Origin of the sequence: Alkalilimnicola ehrlichii MLHE-1 (assembly GCF_000014785.1) — a bacterium.
Taxonomy (GTDB): domain Bacteria; phylum Pseudomonadota; class Gammaproteobacteria; order Nitrococcales; family Halorhodospiraceae; genus Alkalilimnicola; species Alkalilimnicola ehrlichii.
In genome coordinates, this window is the sequence record NC_008340.1 from 1,259,819 (window position 1) to 1,275,288 (window position 15,470).

General features: G+C 68.6%; 12 protein-coding genes. 6 read left to right on the forward strand and 6 right to left on the reverse strand.

Annotated features, from left to right (window positions below; translation table 11 throughout):
- Window positions 1–5 precede the first annotated feature (5 nt).
- Window positions 6–551 carry a nitrous oxide reductase accessory protein NosL gene (locus tag MLG_RS05535; protein ID WP_011628828.1) on the forward strand — a complete coding sequence of 182 codons (546 nt, stop codon included), beginning with the start codon at window positions 6–8 and terminating at the stop codon, window positions 549–551.
- Between the two features lie 59 nt (window positions 552–610).
- Entirely contained in the window at window positions 611–985 is a 375-nt protein-coding gene (locus MLG_RS05540; RefSeq protein ID WP_011628829.1) for a copper-binding protein, read from the forward strand.
- 117 nt (window positions 986–1,102) lie between these two features.
- Here MLG_RS05540 and MLG_RS05545 read toward each other — a convergent pair whose 3' ends face one another.
- The 5 genes from MLG_RS05545 to MLG_RS05565 all read right to left on the reverse strand — a co-directional run bounded on the left by MLG_RS05545 (window position 1,103) and on the right by MLG_RS05565 (window position 7,913).
- On the reverse strand, window positions 1,103–3,112 hold the full coding sequence (locus tag MLG_RS05545; protein WP_011628830.1) for a dipeptide ABC transporter ATP-binding protein: 2,010 nt from the start codon (window positions 3,110–3,112) through the stop codon (window positions 1,103–1,105).
- Complete coding sequence (locus tag MLG_RS05550) at window positions 3,112–3,909, reverse strand: ABC transporter permease (RefSeq protein WP_011628831.1); 798 nt, start codon at window positions 3,907–3,909, stop codon at window positions 3,112–3,114. The genes MLG_RS05545 and MLG_RS05550 overlap by 1 nt, the downstream gene beginning before the upstream one ends.
- Window position 3,910: 1 nt before the next feature.
- Window positions 3,911–4,867 (reverse strand): ABC transporter permease, encoded by a 957-nt coding sequence (locus MLG_RS05555; protein ID WP_011628832.1) that lies wholly within the window; start codon window positions 4,865–4,867, stop codon window positions 3,911–3,913.
- A gap of 20 nt (window positions 4,868–4,887) precedes the next feature.
- A complete protein-coding gene (locus tag MLG_RS05560; protein ID WP_011628833.1) occupies window positions 4,888–6,459 on the reverse strand; it encodes an ABC transporter substrate-binding protein in 1,572 nt (523 codons plus the stop codon).
- A gap of 275 nt (window positions 6,460–6,734) precedes the next feature.
- Window positions 6,735–7,913: a pyridoxal phosphate-dependent aminotransferase gene (locus MLG_RS05565; RefSeq protein ID WP_011628834.1), complete on the reverse strand. Its 1,179-nt coding sequence runs from the start codon at window positions 7,911–7,913 to the stop codon at window positions 6,735–6,737.
- Window positions 7,914–8,327: 414 nt separating this feature from the next.
- Here MLG_RS05565 and uvrB point away from each other — a divergent pair, with 414 nt between their 5' ends.
- From uvrB to MLG_RS05580, 3 genes are all read left to right on the forward strand, one after another.
- A complete protein-coding gene (gene uvrB, locus MLG_RS05570) occupies window positions 8,328–10,355 on the forward strand; it encodes an excinuclease ABC subunit UvrB (RefSeq protein ID WP_011628835.1) in 2,028 nt (675 codons plus the stop codon).
- Window positions 10,356–10,430: 75 nt separating this feature from the next.
- Complete coding sequence (gene rluB / locus MLG_RS05575; protein WP_041718336.1) at window positions 10,431–11,282, forward strand: 23S rRNA pseudouridine(2605) synthase RluB; 852 nt, start codon at window positions 10,431–10,433, stop codon at window positions 11,280–11,282.
- A 42-nt stretch (window positions 11,283–11,324) separates the two neighbouring features.
- Window positions 11,325–12,092 (forward strand): sulfite exporter TauE/SafE family protein, encoded by a 768-nt coding sequence (locus MLG_RS05580; RefSeq protein ID WP_011628837.1) that lies wholly within the window; start codon window positions 11,325–11,327, stop codon window positions 12,090–12,092.
- A gap of 19 nt (window positions 12,093–12,111) precedes the next feature.
- Here MLG_RS05580 and MLG_RS14760 read toward each other — a convergent pair whose 3' ends face one another.
- On the reverse strand, window positions 12,112–14,418 hold the full coding sequence (locus tag MLG_RS14760) for a putative bifunctional diguanylate cyclase/phosphodiesterase (protein WP_011628838.1): 2,307 nt from the start codon (window positions 14,416–14,418) through the stop codon (window positions 12,112–12,114).
- Window positions 14,419–14,534: 116 nt separating this feature from the next.
- Here MLG_RS14760 and MLG_RS05590 point away from each other — a divergent pair, with 116 nt between their 5' ends.
- On the forward strand, window positions 14,535–15,467 hold the full coding sequence (locus tag MLG_RS05590) for an ATP-binding cassette domain-containing protein (RefSeq protein WP_011628839.1): 933 nt from the start codon (window positions 14,535–14,537) through the stop codon (window positions 15,465–15,467).
- Window positions 15,468–15,470: the final 3 nt, after the last annotated feature.

The following is a 15,470-nucleotide window of genomic DNA, read 5'->3' on the forward strand; positions in this document are numbered from 1 at the left end:
GGTATATGCTGACCAGGCGGTCCGCGATCATCCTGCTGGGACTCTCCCCCCTGATTGCGTTGAAGGGCTGTGGGGACGGATTGCGGGCCCAGTGTGATGCGGCCACCACGGCATCGGATGAGCGCTGTGCGCAATGCGGCATGGTGGTCGTGGACTATCCCGGCCCCAAGGGGCAGGTCTGCGTGGATGATGGCCGGAAGAACCTCAGTTTCTGCTCCACCACAGACCTGTTTGCCTGGGTGATGCAGGCGGAGAATGCTGGCCGTGTTCGCCAGGCGTACGTGCATGACCTGGGGGAGACCGACTGGGAGCAGCCGGACGACACGGCGTTGATCGTGGCCGATAAGGCGCTGTACGTCATGGGGGATCGCAGGATGGGGGCCATGGGGCCGACCCTCATCCCGTACGCCAGCGAACAGAAAGCCGAGCGCCACGCCCAGTCGCTTGAGAAGGGCCAGGTGCTCACCTATGAGGAGATCGACTGGGATGTCCTCAACGCTGTCACTCAATCAATGCTGGACAGCCCGGAAAGGCCCGAATATAGGCGGTGACCCCAAACCCGCGGTGGGTGATCCCGCGGTTTTTCAGAAACTGGTACGAGGATATTCCGATGAAGAGTTATTCTTTGCCCCTGGTGGTGACTTTGGCACTGCTCGTATGGTCCGTGGCGGGGCTGGCCCAGGATGTTGAGCGATCTGAAGTCTACCCGGTGAACGGGATTTTTGTCTCCTATGATGAGGCGGATCATGAAATTGTGGTGATTCATGAGGAGGTGCCCCAGGTCATGCGGGCCATGCGCATGATGCTCCGCCTGCCGGAAGGCGAGCCGGCCCCGCAATTCACCCACGGTGACAAAATTCGTTTTGGGATGCAGCGGCGTGCCGTTCAGGGCCACCAATGGTTCGCAATGGACCTCGAACCGTTACCGGAAGAGACCGCGCTGGTGCTGCCGGAGAAGGCGCTGGAACGCGAGGGGCTGAAATAAAAAACAAGAAAGTTCCTGAGGGGCCGGCGTTGGGCTGAGCCTCTGACTTCCTCCGTGTACCCCGGGTCGGCTTGTCCATCCGGGGTTTTTTCTGTCTGCCGGCTGGTGCGTCCCGGGCTAGCCGCCGGCCCCGTCGCCTCTATCCGGGCCCCGGGGCAGGCGCTCGCGGGGCAGGTGGCAAAGCACCCGGTGTCCCGGCGCCGGCCCGTGGTCCGGCGGCGGCGAGTGCGCGCAAATCGGCAGTACGTAGGGGCAACGGGTGTGGAAGGGGCACCCCTCGGGACGCCCCGCCGGGCCCGGGTTGTGGCCCGGCAGGCGGACCGGCGGGCGCCAGGCCCGGCCCGGATCCGGCGTGGCGGCCAGCAGGGCCGCGGTGTAGGGGTGGCCGGGGCCTGCAAAGACCGCCTCCACCGGGCCCTCCTCGACCACCTCGCCCAGGTACATCACCGCCACCCGGTCGGCCAGATAGCGCACCACCGCCAGGTCGTGGGAGATGAACAGGTAGGCCGCGCCGGTCTCCGCCTGCAGGCGCAAGAGCAGTTCTAGGATGGCGGCCTGAACCGAAACGTCCAGGGCCGAGGTGGGCTCGTCCAGCACCACCAGCTCCGGGGCACCGGCAAAGGCCCGGGCGATGGCGGCCCGTTGCCGCTGGCCGCCGGAGAGCTGCCCCGGGCGCCTTGCGCCCAACTCGCCGCTCAGTGCCACGCTGCCGAGCAGGGCAAGGGCCCGCTCGCGGGCCTGTTTTCGGCGCAGTCCACCCAGGGTGCGCGCCGCGCGCTGGAGCATGCTGGCGAGCCGGTGGCTGGGGTTGAGGGTGTCGTCCGGTGACTGGAACACCATCTGCAGACGGCGTAGGGTTCGTCCGCTGCGGCGGCGGAGGCGGCCGGCCAGGGGCTTGCCCTGAAGCTCCAAGGTACCTGCCGTGGCGGGCTTGAGCCCGGTGACGGCCCGGGCCAGGGTGGTCTTGCCGCTGCCGGACTCACCGACTAGCGCCAGGGTCTGCCCGCCGCCCAGGGTTAGTGAGACCTCCCGCAGCACCCGGACCCGGCCGTAATCGACGTTGAGGCCCTCGATCTTTAGGGCCGGGGGCCGGCCGTCGTCGGGCGTGGCGTCGGGCCGGGGCGCGGCGCGACTCGGGCGGACCGCCTGACCGGCGAGGTCCGGGAGCAGGCACCGGCTCTGCTGACTGGGCGCCACCGTGGCCAGCGGCACCGGGGCCGCTGTGCACTGGGGGGTGGCGATGGGACAGCGGGGCGCGAATACGCAGCCACCGGGCAGCGCGGACAGCTCCGGCGGGGTGCCGGGAATGGTGGCCAGCCCGCCGCGCCGCTTATCGCTGTCCAGGTTGGGGATGCACCGGCGCAGGGCCGCGGTATAGGGGTGCATGGGCTGCTCCAGCAGCGCTTGCGCCGGTCCCCGTTCCACCACCTCGCCGGCATACATGACCGCCAACTCGTCGCAGACCTGCCGCAGTACCGCCAGGTCGTGGCTGATGAAGAGCATGGCGGCACTGACCGTCCGGCGCAGCTCCGCGAACAGGGCGAGGATCTCCGCCTGCACGGTGGCGTCCAGGGCGGTGGTGGGTTCGTCCAGGATCAGAACCGCCGGGTCGGGCGCCAGGGCCATGGCGATCACCACCCGCTGCTGCATGCCACCGGAGAGTTCGTGCGGGTAGCGGTGTAGCAAGGCCTGCGGGGCCGGGATCTGCACCTTGCGCAGCATCTCGACCGTGGCATTACGGGCCGCGGCCCGGCCCATGCCGAAGTGCAGCCGGCAGACCTCGGCGATCTGTTCGCCCACCGGAATGGCGGGATTCAGGGCCGCCGCCGGCTGCTGGTAGACCGCGGCCACTTGGCGGCCACGCAGCCGCCGCAGCGCTTCAGGGGAGAGCCGCGCCAGGCTCTGGCCGGCGATACGGACCTCGCCCTGCTCGATGCGGGCGTTGCCCGGCAGGTAGCCGAGCGCGGCCATGGCCAGGGTGGACTTGCCGCAGCCGGACTCGCCGGCAATCCCCAGCGTCCGCCCGGGGGCGAGGCTCAACGAGACGTTGCGCACGGCGGGCAGGCGCTGGCCCCGGCGGCGGTAACTCAGGGTAAGGGCGTCGATCTCCAGCGCCGGTGTGCGCATCAGCCCTCCCGCTCCTGGAGTCCGTCGGCCATGAGCGAGAAGCCGACCACCACGAAGCCGATGGCGGCGGCGGGGAACAGCACCGTCCACGGGGCCTCGGTAAGTAGGGCGCGGTTCTCGCTGATCATCACCCCCCAGTCCGGGGCCGGGGGCTGCACCCCCATCCCCAGAAAGCCGAGGGTGGCGGAGGTGAACACCGCATAACCCACCCGGATAACCGCTTCCACCATCAGTGGGCCGCGGATGTTGGGCAACACCTCGCCGATCAGGATGTAGAGCCCCGACTCGCCCCGCAGCCGCGCCGCCTGCACGTACTCCCGCTCCACCTCCACCAGGGCGGCGGCCCGCGCCGTGCGGGCGATCAACGGCGCGAACACCAGGCCGATCACCACGATGACATTGACGGTGGAGGGCCCCAGGGCGGCCAGTGCCAGCAGCGCCAGTACGATGAGGGGAAAGGCCATGATGGCGTCCATCAACCGCATCAGGCCCTCGTCCCGCCAGCCGCCCAGGTAGGCCGCCAGCAACCCGATGGCGGTGCCCAGCGCCAGGCCCAGGACGGTGGCCGCCGGGGCGATGGCCAACACGTGCAGTCCGCCGTGCAGCACGCGGCTGAACATGTCGCGGCCGTAGTTATCGGTGCCGAACCAGTACTGGGCCGAGGGCGGCTGCTCCATGGCGTCAAAGGCGATGTCCAGCGGGTCGGCCGGGGCCAGCCAGGGGGCGAACAGGGCGCTGAACACCCAGGCGCTGACCATGGCCAGGCCCACCCAGAAGGTCGCCGGCAGACGGCCCATTTCAGCGCCCCCCCATGCCGCGGCGGACCTTGGGGTTGAGCGCGGCATAGACCAGATCGGCGAGCATGTTGGCCAGCGCGTAGACCAGGGTGATGAGCAGGGCGCAGCCGGCCAGCAGGGGGATGTCCTTGTCCAGGGCCGCGCCGTGGATCAGGCCGCCGATGCCGGGATAGCGGAACAGCGACTCCACCACCACCAGGCCACCCACCAGCCAGCCCACCTGGGCGCCGATGACCGTGACCGTGGGCAGCAGGGCGTTGCGCAACACGTGCCGGCGGATGACCACCCCGGGCGGGAGGCCCTTGAGGACGGCGGTGCGCGTGTAGTCCGCCCGCAACTCGGTGATCATGCCGTCCCGCGCCATGCGGAACAGATAGGCGAAGAGCAACAGCGCCAGCGACAGGGCCGGCATGAGCAGGTGGCGCAGGGTCTCCGGCAGTCCGCTGCCCTCCGGCGGCAGGGCCTGGACCGGCAGCCAGCCCAGCATCACCCCGAAGACCATGATCAGCAGCACCCCGGTGACGAACTCGGGCATGGCGCTGAGCACCAGGGCGGTGATCGAACCGGTGCGGTCCAGCCAGCCGCCGGCACGGCGGCCGGCGACCACCGCCGCCGCCAGGGCCGTGGGGATGAGCAGCGCCAGGGCGAGGCCGGCGAGCAGCAGCGAGCGGCCCAGCCGCTCCAGCGCCAGCGGCAGCACCGGGGCCTCCAGGGTGTAGGAGTGCCCCCAGTCGCCGCGCAGCACGCCGCCGACCCAGTCCAGGTAGCGCTGCACCACCGGTTGGTCCAGGCCCAGCTCGCGGTTCACCTGGGCCACCGCCGCCTCGTCGGCAAAGGGGCCGAGCATGATCCGGCCCACGTCGCCCGGCAGCACAGTGGTCAGGGCGAACACCAGCAGCGAGGCCACCACCAGGGTGAGCCCGAGCATCAACAGGCGCCGAAGCGTATAACGCAGCACGCTGGAAGGTGCCTCGCCGCCTAGGCCAGCCAGGCCCGGGTCAGGTCCAGGTAGTTGGCATTGTCCGCGCGGAGACCCTGCACCCGCCGACGCACCGGGCGCAGGGCCTGGGTGAAGTAAGTGATGGCCGCCGGCACCTCCTCGTGCAGCTTCCCGGCCAGGGTGGCCGTGAGCTGCCGGCGGCGCGCCGGATCGGTGGCCGCCTCCAGCTCGCTAAGGGCGGCGTCGAACTCATCATCGCGCCAATGGGGGGCGTTCCAGTCGGCGCCCCCCCGGAAGGCCGCCGCCAGGATCTGCTCCGGAACCGCCCGGCCCACCCAGTCGGTGAGGCCGAAGTTCACCTTGGTCCAGTGTTCGTAGTAGGTGTTCAGTGGTTCCACCCGCAGGTTCACGCGGATCCCGATCGGGTTCAGCATGCGTTCGACCAGGACGCCGTACTGCGGCAGTTCGGCCAGGCGACCGATGTGGAGGTCGATCTGGAAGCCATTGGGCACGCCGGCCTCGGCCAGCAGCGCCTGCGCCCGTTCCAGGTCGGGCTCGCGCCGGGCCAGGTCGATATCGGCCGCGTCCGGGTAGAGGGGCGCCACCGGGTGGTCGTTGCCCGGTTCGCCGTAGCCGCCAATGAGGTTGTTCACCATGGACTCCCGGCCCAGGGCCAGGGCCACGGCGCGGCGGAGGCGGACGTCCTCGAAAGGGGGCTGGTCGCAGCGCATGGCCAGTTGGCGGTGCTGGGTGCTGCGGGCGCTGAGCAGGTTGATCTCCTCGTTGTCCAGCAGCGGGCGGGCGTTCATATAGCTGGCGAACAGCATCATGTCGGCGGCGTTGCCGCGCAGGGCCAGCACCTGGGGCTGATCACCGTCGTACATCGCCATGCGCACCCGGTCCAGGTAGGGCCGTGGCGCGTCCCAATAGTCGGGGTTGCGCTCCAGCACGGCCTCTTCGCGGGCCTGGTAGTGGGTCAGTAGGAAGGGCCCGGTGCCGACGGGGTTACTGGCGAGATCGCCGTCGTGGTCGCGGGGAAGGATCACGGCGTTGTAGATCTGGGTGTAGTAGGGGAACGCGCCGATGGGCCGCGATAACTCGAAGCGGACGGTGTGCCGGTCGTCGGCGCTGATGCCCTCGGGCGGCAGAAAGTCCAACTGTGAGCGGGCCACACTGGCGACGTCCGGATCCACCAGGCGCCGGAAGCTGGCCACCACGTCGTCGGCCTCCAGCGGCCGGCCGTCGTTGAACTTCACCCCCTCGCGCAGGCGGAACACCCAGGTCCGCCCCTCGTCGGGCGTCTCCCAGTCCGTGGCCAGGGCCGGCTGCAGGTTCAGGTGCTCGTCCACGCGCACCAGGTATTCGGCCACCTGCTGCACCACGGCGATGGCACCGCCGGCGCTCATGCGCAGCGGATTGATGGTGGCGGCCTGGGGCAGGGCCACTCGCAGGGTCCCCCCGTGGCGGGGTTCGCCGGCCAGGGCGCCGGGTGCGGTCAGCCAGGGGAGCCCGCCGAGCCCGGCAGCGGCCCCGCCGATGCCCAGCGTCTGGAGCAATCGCCGGCGGCGCAGGTCGATGGTGGATAACGCAGTGGCCGGTTTGCGTCGCATAACTCTCTCCCCCTTGCCGGAAAACATCGGCCGGTTGGCGTCAGGACCACACGGCTACCCAGAAAGATGAACCGCCCCGGGCCGATAAGCAATGCAGAGCAGCCGGATCAGGCCTTGATGGGGTCCAATAGACGGGGGCACGGCCGCCGGGGTTGGGCCCGGGTTGGGAAGCAAAAAGGCCCCGGTGACGCGCACCGGGGCCTTTCGCTGAACCGCACCGGCCGAAAGCCGGCACTGCGCCCTGGCCATGGGCGCTTGTCGGAAGCCCGACCGCCTCAGCCCAGCGCCTTGGCGATCCGCTCCATGGCCTTCTCCAGGTTCTCCATGCTGGTGGCGAAGGAGATCCGGGCATAGCCCTCGAGACCGAAAGCGGAGCCGGGCACCAGGGCCACACCCTGCTCCAGCAGGAACCCGGCCAGTTCCACGTCATTGCCGACGCCGTCCAGCTTGTCGATGGCACCCTGCATATTGGGGAAGCAGTAGAAGGTGCCCTCGCAGGGGCGGCACTCGACGCCGTCGATCTTGTTCAGGGCGTCCACCACGAAGTCGTGGCGCTTCTTAAATTGCTCCAGCATGGGCGGGATGCAGCCCTGATCACCGTCCAGCGCCGCCACCGACGCGGCCTGGGAGACCGAGGCCGGGTTGGAGGTCGATTGGGACTGGATCTTCTTCATGGCGCCGATCAGCGCCTCGGGGCCCGCGGCATAACCGACCCGCCAGCCGGTCATGGCGTAGGCCTTGGACACCCCGTTGACCACCACGGTGCGGTCCTTCAGCTCCGGGCAGGCGTTGACGATGTTGACGAACTCACCCTCGAACAGGATGTGCTCGTAGATATCGTCGGTGACCACCACGATCTGCGGATGCTTCTTCAACACCTCGCCCAGCGCGGCCAGCTCGGCCTTGCTGTAGGCGGAACCGGTGGGATTGGACGGACTGTTGATCACGAACAGCCGGGTGCGGTCAGTGATCGCGCCCTCCAGCTGCTCGGGGGTGATCTTGAACCCCTGCTCCTGACCGGCCTCGATGATCACCGGCTCGGCGTCGGCCAGCTTGGCCATGTCCGGGTAGGACACCCAGTAGGGCGCCGGGATGATCACCTCGTCGCCCTCGTTGAGCAGGGCGCACATCAGGTTGTACAGCGAGTGCTTGGCGCCGGAGGAGACCAGCACCTGCTTGCCATCGTAGTCCAGGCCGTTCTCGCGCTTGAACTTATTGATCACGGCCTTCTTCAGCGCCGGAGTGCCGTCGACGGGGGTGTAGCGGGTCTCACCCTCGTTGATCGCCGTTATGGCTGCGTCTCTGATATGCTCAGGCGTGTCGAAATCAGGCTCGCCGGCCCCCAGGCCGATGATGTCCTTGCCCGCGGCGCGCAGTTCCGCCGCCTTGGCGGTCACCGCCAGAGTGGGAGAGGGCTTCACACGTTGAACCCGATTCGCCAGTTTGATATCCAAAGTTGCCTCCGTTTCTCGCTGAGTCTTAGCCGCGTAATTCTAACCGCTCGCGCCCGATCGTGCACATCGATGGCGGGGTAACCGTCAATGCGGGAGGTTTGTCGCCTGAACAACGAGGCTCATCGGGGGTCAGAGCCCGAACAGGAGAACACGGTAGAATCTGTCGTAGCGACTTGGGGTGTCGGGCGGGGGTGGTGTCCTTCAGGGCGACTTTGCGCACCGAGCAACGCAGCAAAAAGTCGGAGAAAAGGCGCGCCTGTCCGAGCGAAGCGAGTTCGCGCCGCCGACTTTTTGTGAGTAGCGCAGGGAACCCCGAAGGGGTGCGCAAGTGGAGCCCTGAAGGACATCACCCCCGCCCGACACCCCAAGTCGCCCTGAACGAAGCCCCAGGCCACACAGGCAGTGCTGACGATTATGACCGCCAGGTTCCAGCTCCAAAGCCGCTTCCAACCCGCCGGCGACCAGCCCACGGCCATCGCCTCGCTGGTCGAGGGCCTCAACGCCGGCGAACGCCACCAGACCCTGCTCGGCGTCACCGGCTCCGGCAAAACCTTCACCATGGCCAACGTCATCCAGGCCGTGCAGCGGCCTGCCATGGTCCTGGCCCCCAACAAGACCCTCGCCGCCCAACTCTACGGCGAGATGCGCGAGTTCTTCCCCAAGAACCGCGTCGAGTACTTCGTCTCCTACTACGACTACTACCAACCCGAGGCCTACGTCCCGGCCTCCGACACCTTCATCGAGAAGGACGCCTCGGTGAACGAACACATCGAACAGATGCGCCTGTCCGCCACCAAGGCCATCCTGGAACGGCAGGACACCATCATCGTCGCCTCCGTCTCCTCCATCTACGGCCTGGGCGACCCCCAGTCCTACATGGCCATGCTGCTGCACCTGGTGCGCGGCGAGACCATCGACCAGCGCCAGATCCTGCGCCGCCTGGCCGAAATGCAATACACCCGCAACGACATGGACTTCACCCGCGGCACCTACCGCGCCCGGGGCGAGGTCATCGACATCTTCCCGGCCGACGCCGAGGACGAGGCCGTGCGGGTGGAACTGTTCGACGACGAGATCGAAGAGCTGTCGCACTTCGACCCCCTCACCGGCGAAGTGCTGCGCCGCGTGCCGCGCCTGACCATCTACCCCAAGACCCACTACGTCACCCCCCGCGGCCAGGTGCTGCGCGCCATCGACGCCATTAAGGAGGAACTGCGCGACCGGCTGGCGGAGCTGCGCGCCGCCGACAAACTGGTGGAGGCCCAGCGCTTGGAGCAGCGCACCTTGTTCGATCTGGAGATGATGCACGAGCTGGGCTACTGCAACGGCATCGAGAACTACTCCCGGCACCTCTCCGGCCGCGCCCCCGGTGAGCCGCCGCCCACCCTGTTCGACTACGTGCCTGAGGACGCCGTGGTCTTCATCGACGAATCCCACGTCACCATTCCGCAGTTGGGCGGCATGTACAAAGGCGACCGCAGCCGCAAGCAGACCCTGGTGGACTACGGCTTCCGCCTGCCCTCGGCCCTGGACAACCGGCCGCTGAAATTCGAGGAGTGGTTGCGCCTGGCACCCCAGTGCGTGCTGGTCTCCGCCACCCCCGGCCCCTGGGAGCATGAGCACAGCCAGCGGGTGGTGGAGCAGGTGGTGCGCCCCACCGGCCTGCTCGATCCGGAAGTGGAGGTGCGCCCGGCGCTCAGCCAGGTGGACGACGTCTACGGCGAGATCACCGAGCGCGCCCGACGCGACGAGAGGGTGCTGGTCACCACCCTGACCAAGCGCATGGCCGAGGACCTGACCGAATACCTGCACGAGAACGGCGTGCGGGTGCGCTACCTGCACTCCGATGTGGACACCGTGGAGCGCACCGAGATCATCCGCGATCTACGCCTGGGCGAGTTTGACGTGCTGGTGGGCATCAACCTGCTGCGCGAGGGCCTGGACATCCCCGAGGTGTCGCTGGTGGCCATTTTGGATGCGGACAAGGAGGGGTTCCTGCGTTCCGAGCGCTCGCTGATTCAGACCATCGGCCGGGCGGCGCGTAACCTTGGCGGCAAGGCCATCCTTTACGGTGATGAGATCACCAACTCCATGCGCCGGGCCATTGACGAGACCGAGCGGCGCCGCGCCAAGCAGCAGGCCCACAACGAGGCCCATGGCATCACCCCGAAGGGGGTGCGCAAGGACGTGGCCGATATCATGGAGCGGGGCGGCGCCCCGATACCGGGCGCGCCGCGGGGCCGTATCGACAAGGTGGCGGAAGAGGCCGCCAAGTACGGCCGTTACACCCCGGCCGAGGCGGTCAAGCGCATCAAGCAGCTGGAGAAACAGATGCGCGAGCACGCCCGCAACCTGGAGTTTGAAGAGGCCGCCCAGCTACGCGACGAGATCAAGCGCCTGGAGCGCTACGCCCTGGGCCGACCCGACGTGGCCAGCGCCTGAGCGCGGCCTACACCCCATCGGCCTCCGGGCCATTCACCCTTTGGGCGCCCGGCCATGCCGGGCGATAATACCGCCATGTCTGAACAAGCAAACACCGAAAAACTGCAGAAGGTGCTGGCCCGCGCCGGGGTCGGCTCCCGCCGGCAGATGGAGGCCTGGATCGCCGAGGGGCGGGTCAAGGTCAACGGCCACGTTGCCCAACTGGGCGACCGGGTCACCGCCGAGGACCGGCTGCAGGTGGACGGCCGGCCGGTGGCCCGGCGCAAGCTCCAGCCGGAGCGCCGGGTGCTGCTCTACTACAAGCCGGAGGGGCAGGTCTGCACCCGTGACGACCCCGAGGGGCGGCCCACGGTCTTTGAGAACCTGCCCGAGGCGGATGGCCGTTGGGTGGTGGTGGGCCGGCTGGACCTGAACAGCCAGGGCCTGCTGTTATTCACCACCGACGGGGAACTGGCCAATCGGCTCATGCACCCGTCCAGCGGCATCGAGCGGGAATACGCGGTGCGGGTTTACGGCGAGGTCACCCCCGAGATCCTGCGCCGGCTCCAGCAGGGCGTTACCCTGGACGACGGTGAGGCGGCCTTCACCCGCATCACGCCGGTCGTGGATTATAGGGCCCTGGGCTATGAGGCCCCGCCCGGCAACGAGTGGTACCAGGTCACCCTGCGCGAGGGCCGTAACCGCGAGGTGCGCCGCCTCTGGGAGTCCCAGGGCCTGAAGGTGAGCCGGCTGATCCGGGTGCGCTACGGGCCGGTGAGCCTGCCGCGGGGGCTGCGTCGGGGCGAGCACCGGCCCCTGCGCGAGGGGCAGGTGGCCGCCCTCTGCCAGGCGGTGGGGTTGGAACACGAAACCCAAAAAGACAACGACAAACGCAAGGCCCCCCGGCACAAGGGGCGGCGCGGCAGAAGGCCCACCCGGCGCCGCTGACAGCGGCCGCCCGGCGGGCGTGGGGGCATTGGGGGGCGCCCGTTGGAGAACATTCCCGTCATCTATATGGTTCTGGCGCTCGCCGTGGTGCTGCTGGGCGGTCTGGTCCACGGCACTTTCGGCGTGGGCTTTCCGCTGGTCGCCACGCCGCTGCTGGCGCTGATGACCGACGTGCAGACCGCCATCCTGCTCACCCTGGCGCCGAATATCCTGGTCAACGGCTACAGTATGCTGCGCGGTGGCGGCTGGGCCGCCAGCCTGGGCCGCTTCTGGCCGATTGCCCTGTGGATGCTGGCCGGCGCGGTGGTGGGCACCCTGTGGCTGGTCTCGGTGGATCCCAACCCCTTCCGCCTGCTGCTGGCCGCGACCATGGTCTTCTACCTGACCAGCGGCCACTTCCACCGTCTGGACTGGGGCTGGATCCGGCGCCACCCGCGCCGGTCCGGGGCCGGCTTCGGCTTCGGTGCCGGGGTTTTGGGGGGCACCGTGAACGTCGGTGGGCCGGTGCTGATGATCTTCTTCCTGGAGATGAAGGTGGCCCCGCTGGTCCTGGTCCAGGCCATCAACCTGGCCTTCTTCGTCAGCAAGATAGCCCAGGCCGGTACCTTCGCCGTGCTGGGCTATTTCGGCCTGGATCTGCTGCTCTGGTCCCTGCCGCTGGCGCTGATCAGCCTGGCGGGCCTGCGCGCCGGGATGGCCCTGCGCGACCGGGTACCGGCGGACCGCTTCCGCGGGTGGCTGCGCGGGTTGCTCTGGTTGATGGCCGGGATGCTGGTGGTGCAGTTTTTTGCCCAGTTCCTTGGGCAATGAGGGGCGAACCCGCACCGAATCAGGTCTTCGGTGCCGGCAGCTGCGCCTCAAACTGCTCCGCCGGCTGTGGGCGGGCGTAGAGATAGCCCTGGGCCAGGTCGCAACCGAGCTGGCGCAGGGCGGCAGCCTGGGCCTCGGTCTCTACGCCCTCGGCGACCACCGACAGCGACAGCACCTGCCCCAACTGGACCACCGCGGCGGCGATGGCGGCCGGGTCGCCCCCATGCTCCATGCCGTCGACGAAGCTTCGGTCCAGCTTCAGCACCGAGACCGGGAATCGGCGCAGGTAGGCCAGCGAGGAGTAGCCGGTGCCGAAGTCGTCGATGGCCAGGGAGACGCCCAGCTCGCGCAGGGCCTGCAGCGTGCGCACGGAGGTGTCCATGTCCATCATCACCGCGGTCTCGGTGATCTCCAGTTCCAGCAGGGTAGGGGGCAGTCCGGTCCGGGTCAGGGTTGCCTTGACCTGGTCCACCAGGTCGGCCTGGCGGAATTGGGCCGATGAGAGGTTGACCGCCAGCTGGACCGGGCGGCCCTGGTCGAGCCAGCGACGGCCCTGACGGCAGGCCGTCTCCAGGACCCACTGGCCGATGTTGACGATCAGGCCCGATTTCTCCGCCTCTGGAATGAATTGGTCCGGCGGCACCAGGCCCCGCACCGGGTGGTGCCAGCGCAGCAGTACCTCGGCGCCGGCCAGCCGGCCGGAGGCCAAGTCCACCTTGGTTTGGTAATTGAGCAGCAGCTCGCCGCGCTCGAGGGCGTGCTCCAGGTCCCGGGCCAACGACTGGCGGGCCTGGAACCGGTCGGACATGCCTCGGACGTAGACACAGGTGCCACCCTTGGCCTTGGCCTCCTGTAACGCCAGGGTCGTGGCGGTCATCAGACTGTTGGCACTCTCGCCGTGCTCGGGGAAGCAGGCGGCCCCGGCGCGGCCGCGCAGCCGGATCCGCCGCGGCCCGATTCGCAGGGTCTTCTCCACGGCGCGGCGTGCGGTCTCGGCCACCGTGTGGATGTCCCCCTCCGCGCGGATGGCCGGCTGGATGATGGCGAAGTCGTCGCCGTAGGGACGGGCGATGATGGCGTCAGCGGGGAGCACCTCCTCCAGGCGGTGGGCCAGGGTCTGCAGGATGCGGTCACCGACCTCGTCGCCCCAGGTGGCATTGATCTCGGTAAAGCCCTGCAGGTCCACCATGTGCAGACCCACCTTATGCCCCTCGGCACGGGCCCGGTTCAGGCACTCGGTGAGGTGGTCCTGGAACAGGGTCCGGTTGGGCAGTCCGGTGAGTGGGTCGTGGGTGGCCAGGTACTCGATGCGCTCGGCGTCGCGCCGGCGGCCCTCTAACTGCCGGTAGAGGCCCCGGCCGATGCCCACCGAGAGCAGCAGGGTGATGGTCAGCAGCCCGGCGGTGGCCGCGACCACCTGCTGGTTGGTCCGCTGCAGGGACCGCGCCTCGGCGCGCAGCTCCCCCACCACCTGATCCTGAAGGCGCTCGGAGAGCGCGCGCATAGCGTCGATGCGTTGGCTGGCCAGCCCGAACCAGGTTCGGGCCAGTGCTCCGTCGTTGGGCGGGGCGTTGGCCTCCAGTAGCTGGGTGCGCAGGTCCATGAACCGGTCCTCCGCCTCCAGGTCGATCAGGTGTTCTAACCGGTATCGGTGCTCCGGGTTGGAGAGCCGGTCGAACGCGAGCTGGTACTCTCGCTGCAGGACCACATGGTGCAGCAGGTCCTGCTGGCGAAAGCCCGGGGGGGCGTTGTCAGCGATCATGATTGCGCCCAGGGCCCGTTCCCGTCCCGCCTGCTCCTTGATTTGAAAGAGCAGTAGATAGGCGATCAGGTCATTGTCGAGCCGTTCCAGCCCGAACGGCCCGATGAGTTCGCCGATCCGGCGGATCAATGCCTCGATGACCTGGGTGTAGACGTGGATATGCAGTTCGGGGTCGAGCTGGTGGTTATCCACCGCCTCCCGGTGGTCCTGAAGCTTGCGCAGCTCCGCCTGCAGGCGCACCATCCAGGACGGCGGATCTGGGGCCTCCTCCCGCTGCCGGCGTAGCGTATCGAGGACCTGATCGGTCTCCTCGCGGGTGGCCGTGACCAGTTCCCGCAGGCGGGTATCGCCCGGAGCGGTCAGGTAGAGACTGCCGGCGCCGCGCTCCTGTTGCAGGGCGTGGATCAGCGGGGCAATGGCCTCGGCGTGGTCGAGCTGGGTCACGCGGGCCTCCAGCTGCCGGGTGGCCTCAATACGGTCATGGACCAGAAAGCCGGCGACTGCGAGGAAGGCCATGATGGGGAGCGCGATGGCCCAGGCGATGCGCTGCGCGATCTGTCTCAAGACGACACTCCCTGATCGTCATGGGGAGACTGAGAAGACGATGGGGTGGAGATGGCAATAAGGGAAAACCTTACTCCAGTGTTAGTCATGACAGCGGGTTTCGCAAGGTAACGGGGATGATGGGCGCCCGGAAACCGGAATGGGCTGTGTGGTCCGAGGGACTGGTGAAGCATTACGGCGGGCTGGCGGTGGTGGCCGGCGTCGACCTGGCGGTGCAGCCAGGAGAGTGTTTCGGGTTGCTGGGTCCGAACGGGGCCGGCAAGACCACCACGTTGCGGATGCTGCTGGGGCATACCCCGCCGAGTGCCGGCACCCTGCAGGTGTTGGGCTTGCCGGTGCCGGCCCGGGCACGGGAGGTGCGTGCCCGCGCCGGGGTCGTGCCCCAGGTGGACAGCCTGGATCCGGACTTCACGGTGGTGGAGAACCTTTACACCTACGCCAGCTACTTTGGATTGCGCGGGCCGGAACTGGACCGGCGGGTGTCGGAGTTGCTGCGCTTCGCCAGCCTGGAGGGGCGCGAGGACGCCGCCATCCAGGCCCTGTCCGGGGGCATGAAGCGGCGCCTGACCCTGGCGCGGGCGCTGATCAACGATCCGGAGCTGGTGGTGCTGGACGAGCCCACCACTGGCCTGGATCCGCAGGCCCGCCAGCACATCTGGCGCCGTCTGCGGGCCCTGCTGGACCGGGGCCGCACGCTGATCCTCACCACCCACTATATGGAAGAGGCGGAGCGGCTCTGTGACCGTGTCGCCATCATCGACCAGGGACGGGTGGTGGCCAGCGATGCCCCGGGGGTGCTGATCCGCGCCCACATCGAGAACCAGGTGGTGGAGCTGGACGGGCGCGATGCAGAGCGGTGGCGGAGCTGGGGGCTGCAGCCCGATGGGGTCCGGCAGGAGGACTCGGGAGAGACAGTGCGGCTCTATGCGGCCGACGAACGGCTGCTGCTCGCATCCCTGGCCCCCTATCCGGAATTGCGCTGGGTGCACCGCCGGGCCAATCTGGAGGACGTCTTCCTGCGCCTGACCGGGCATGGGCTGAGGGACTGAAGG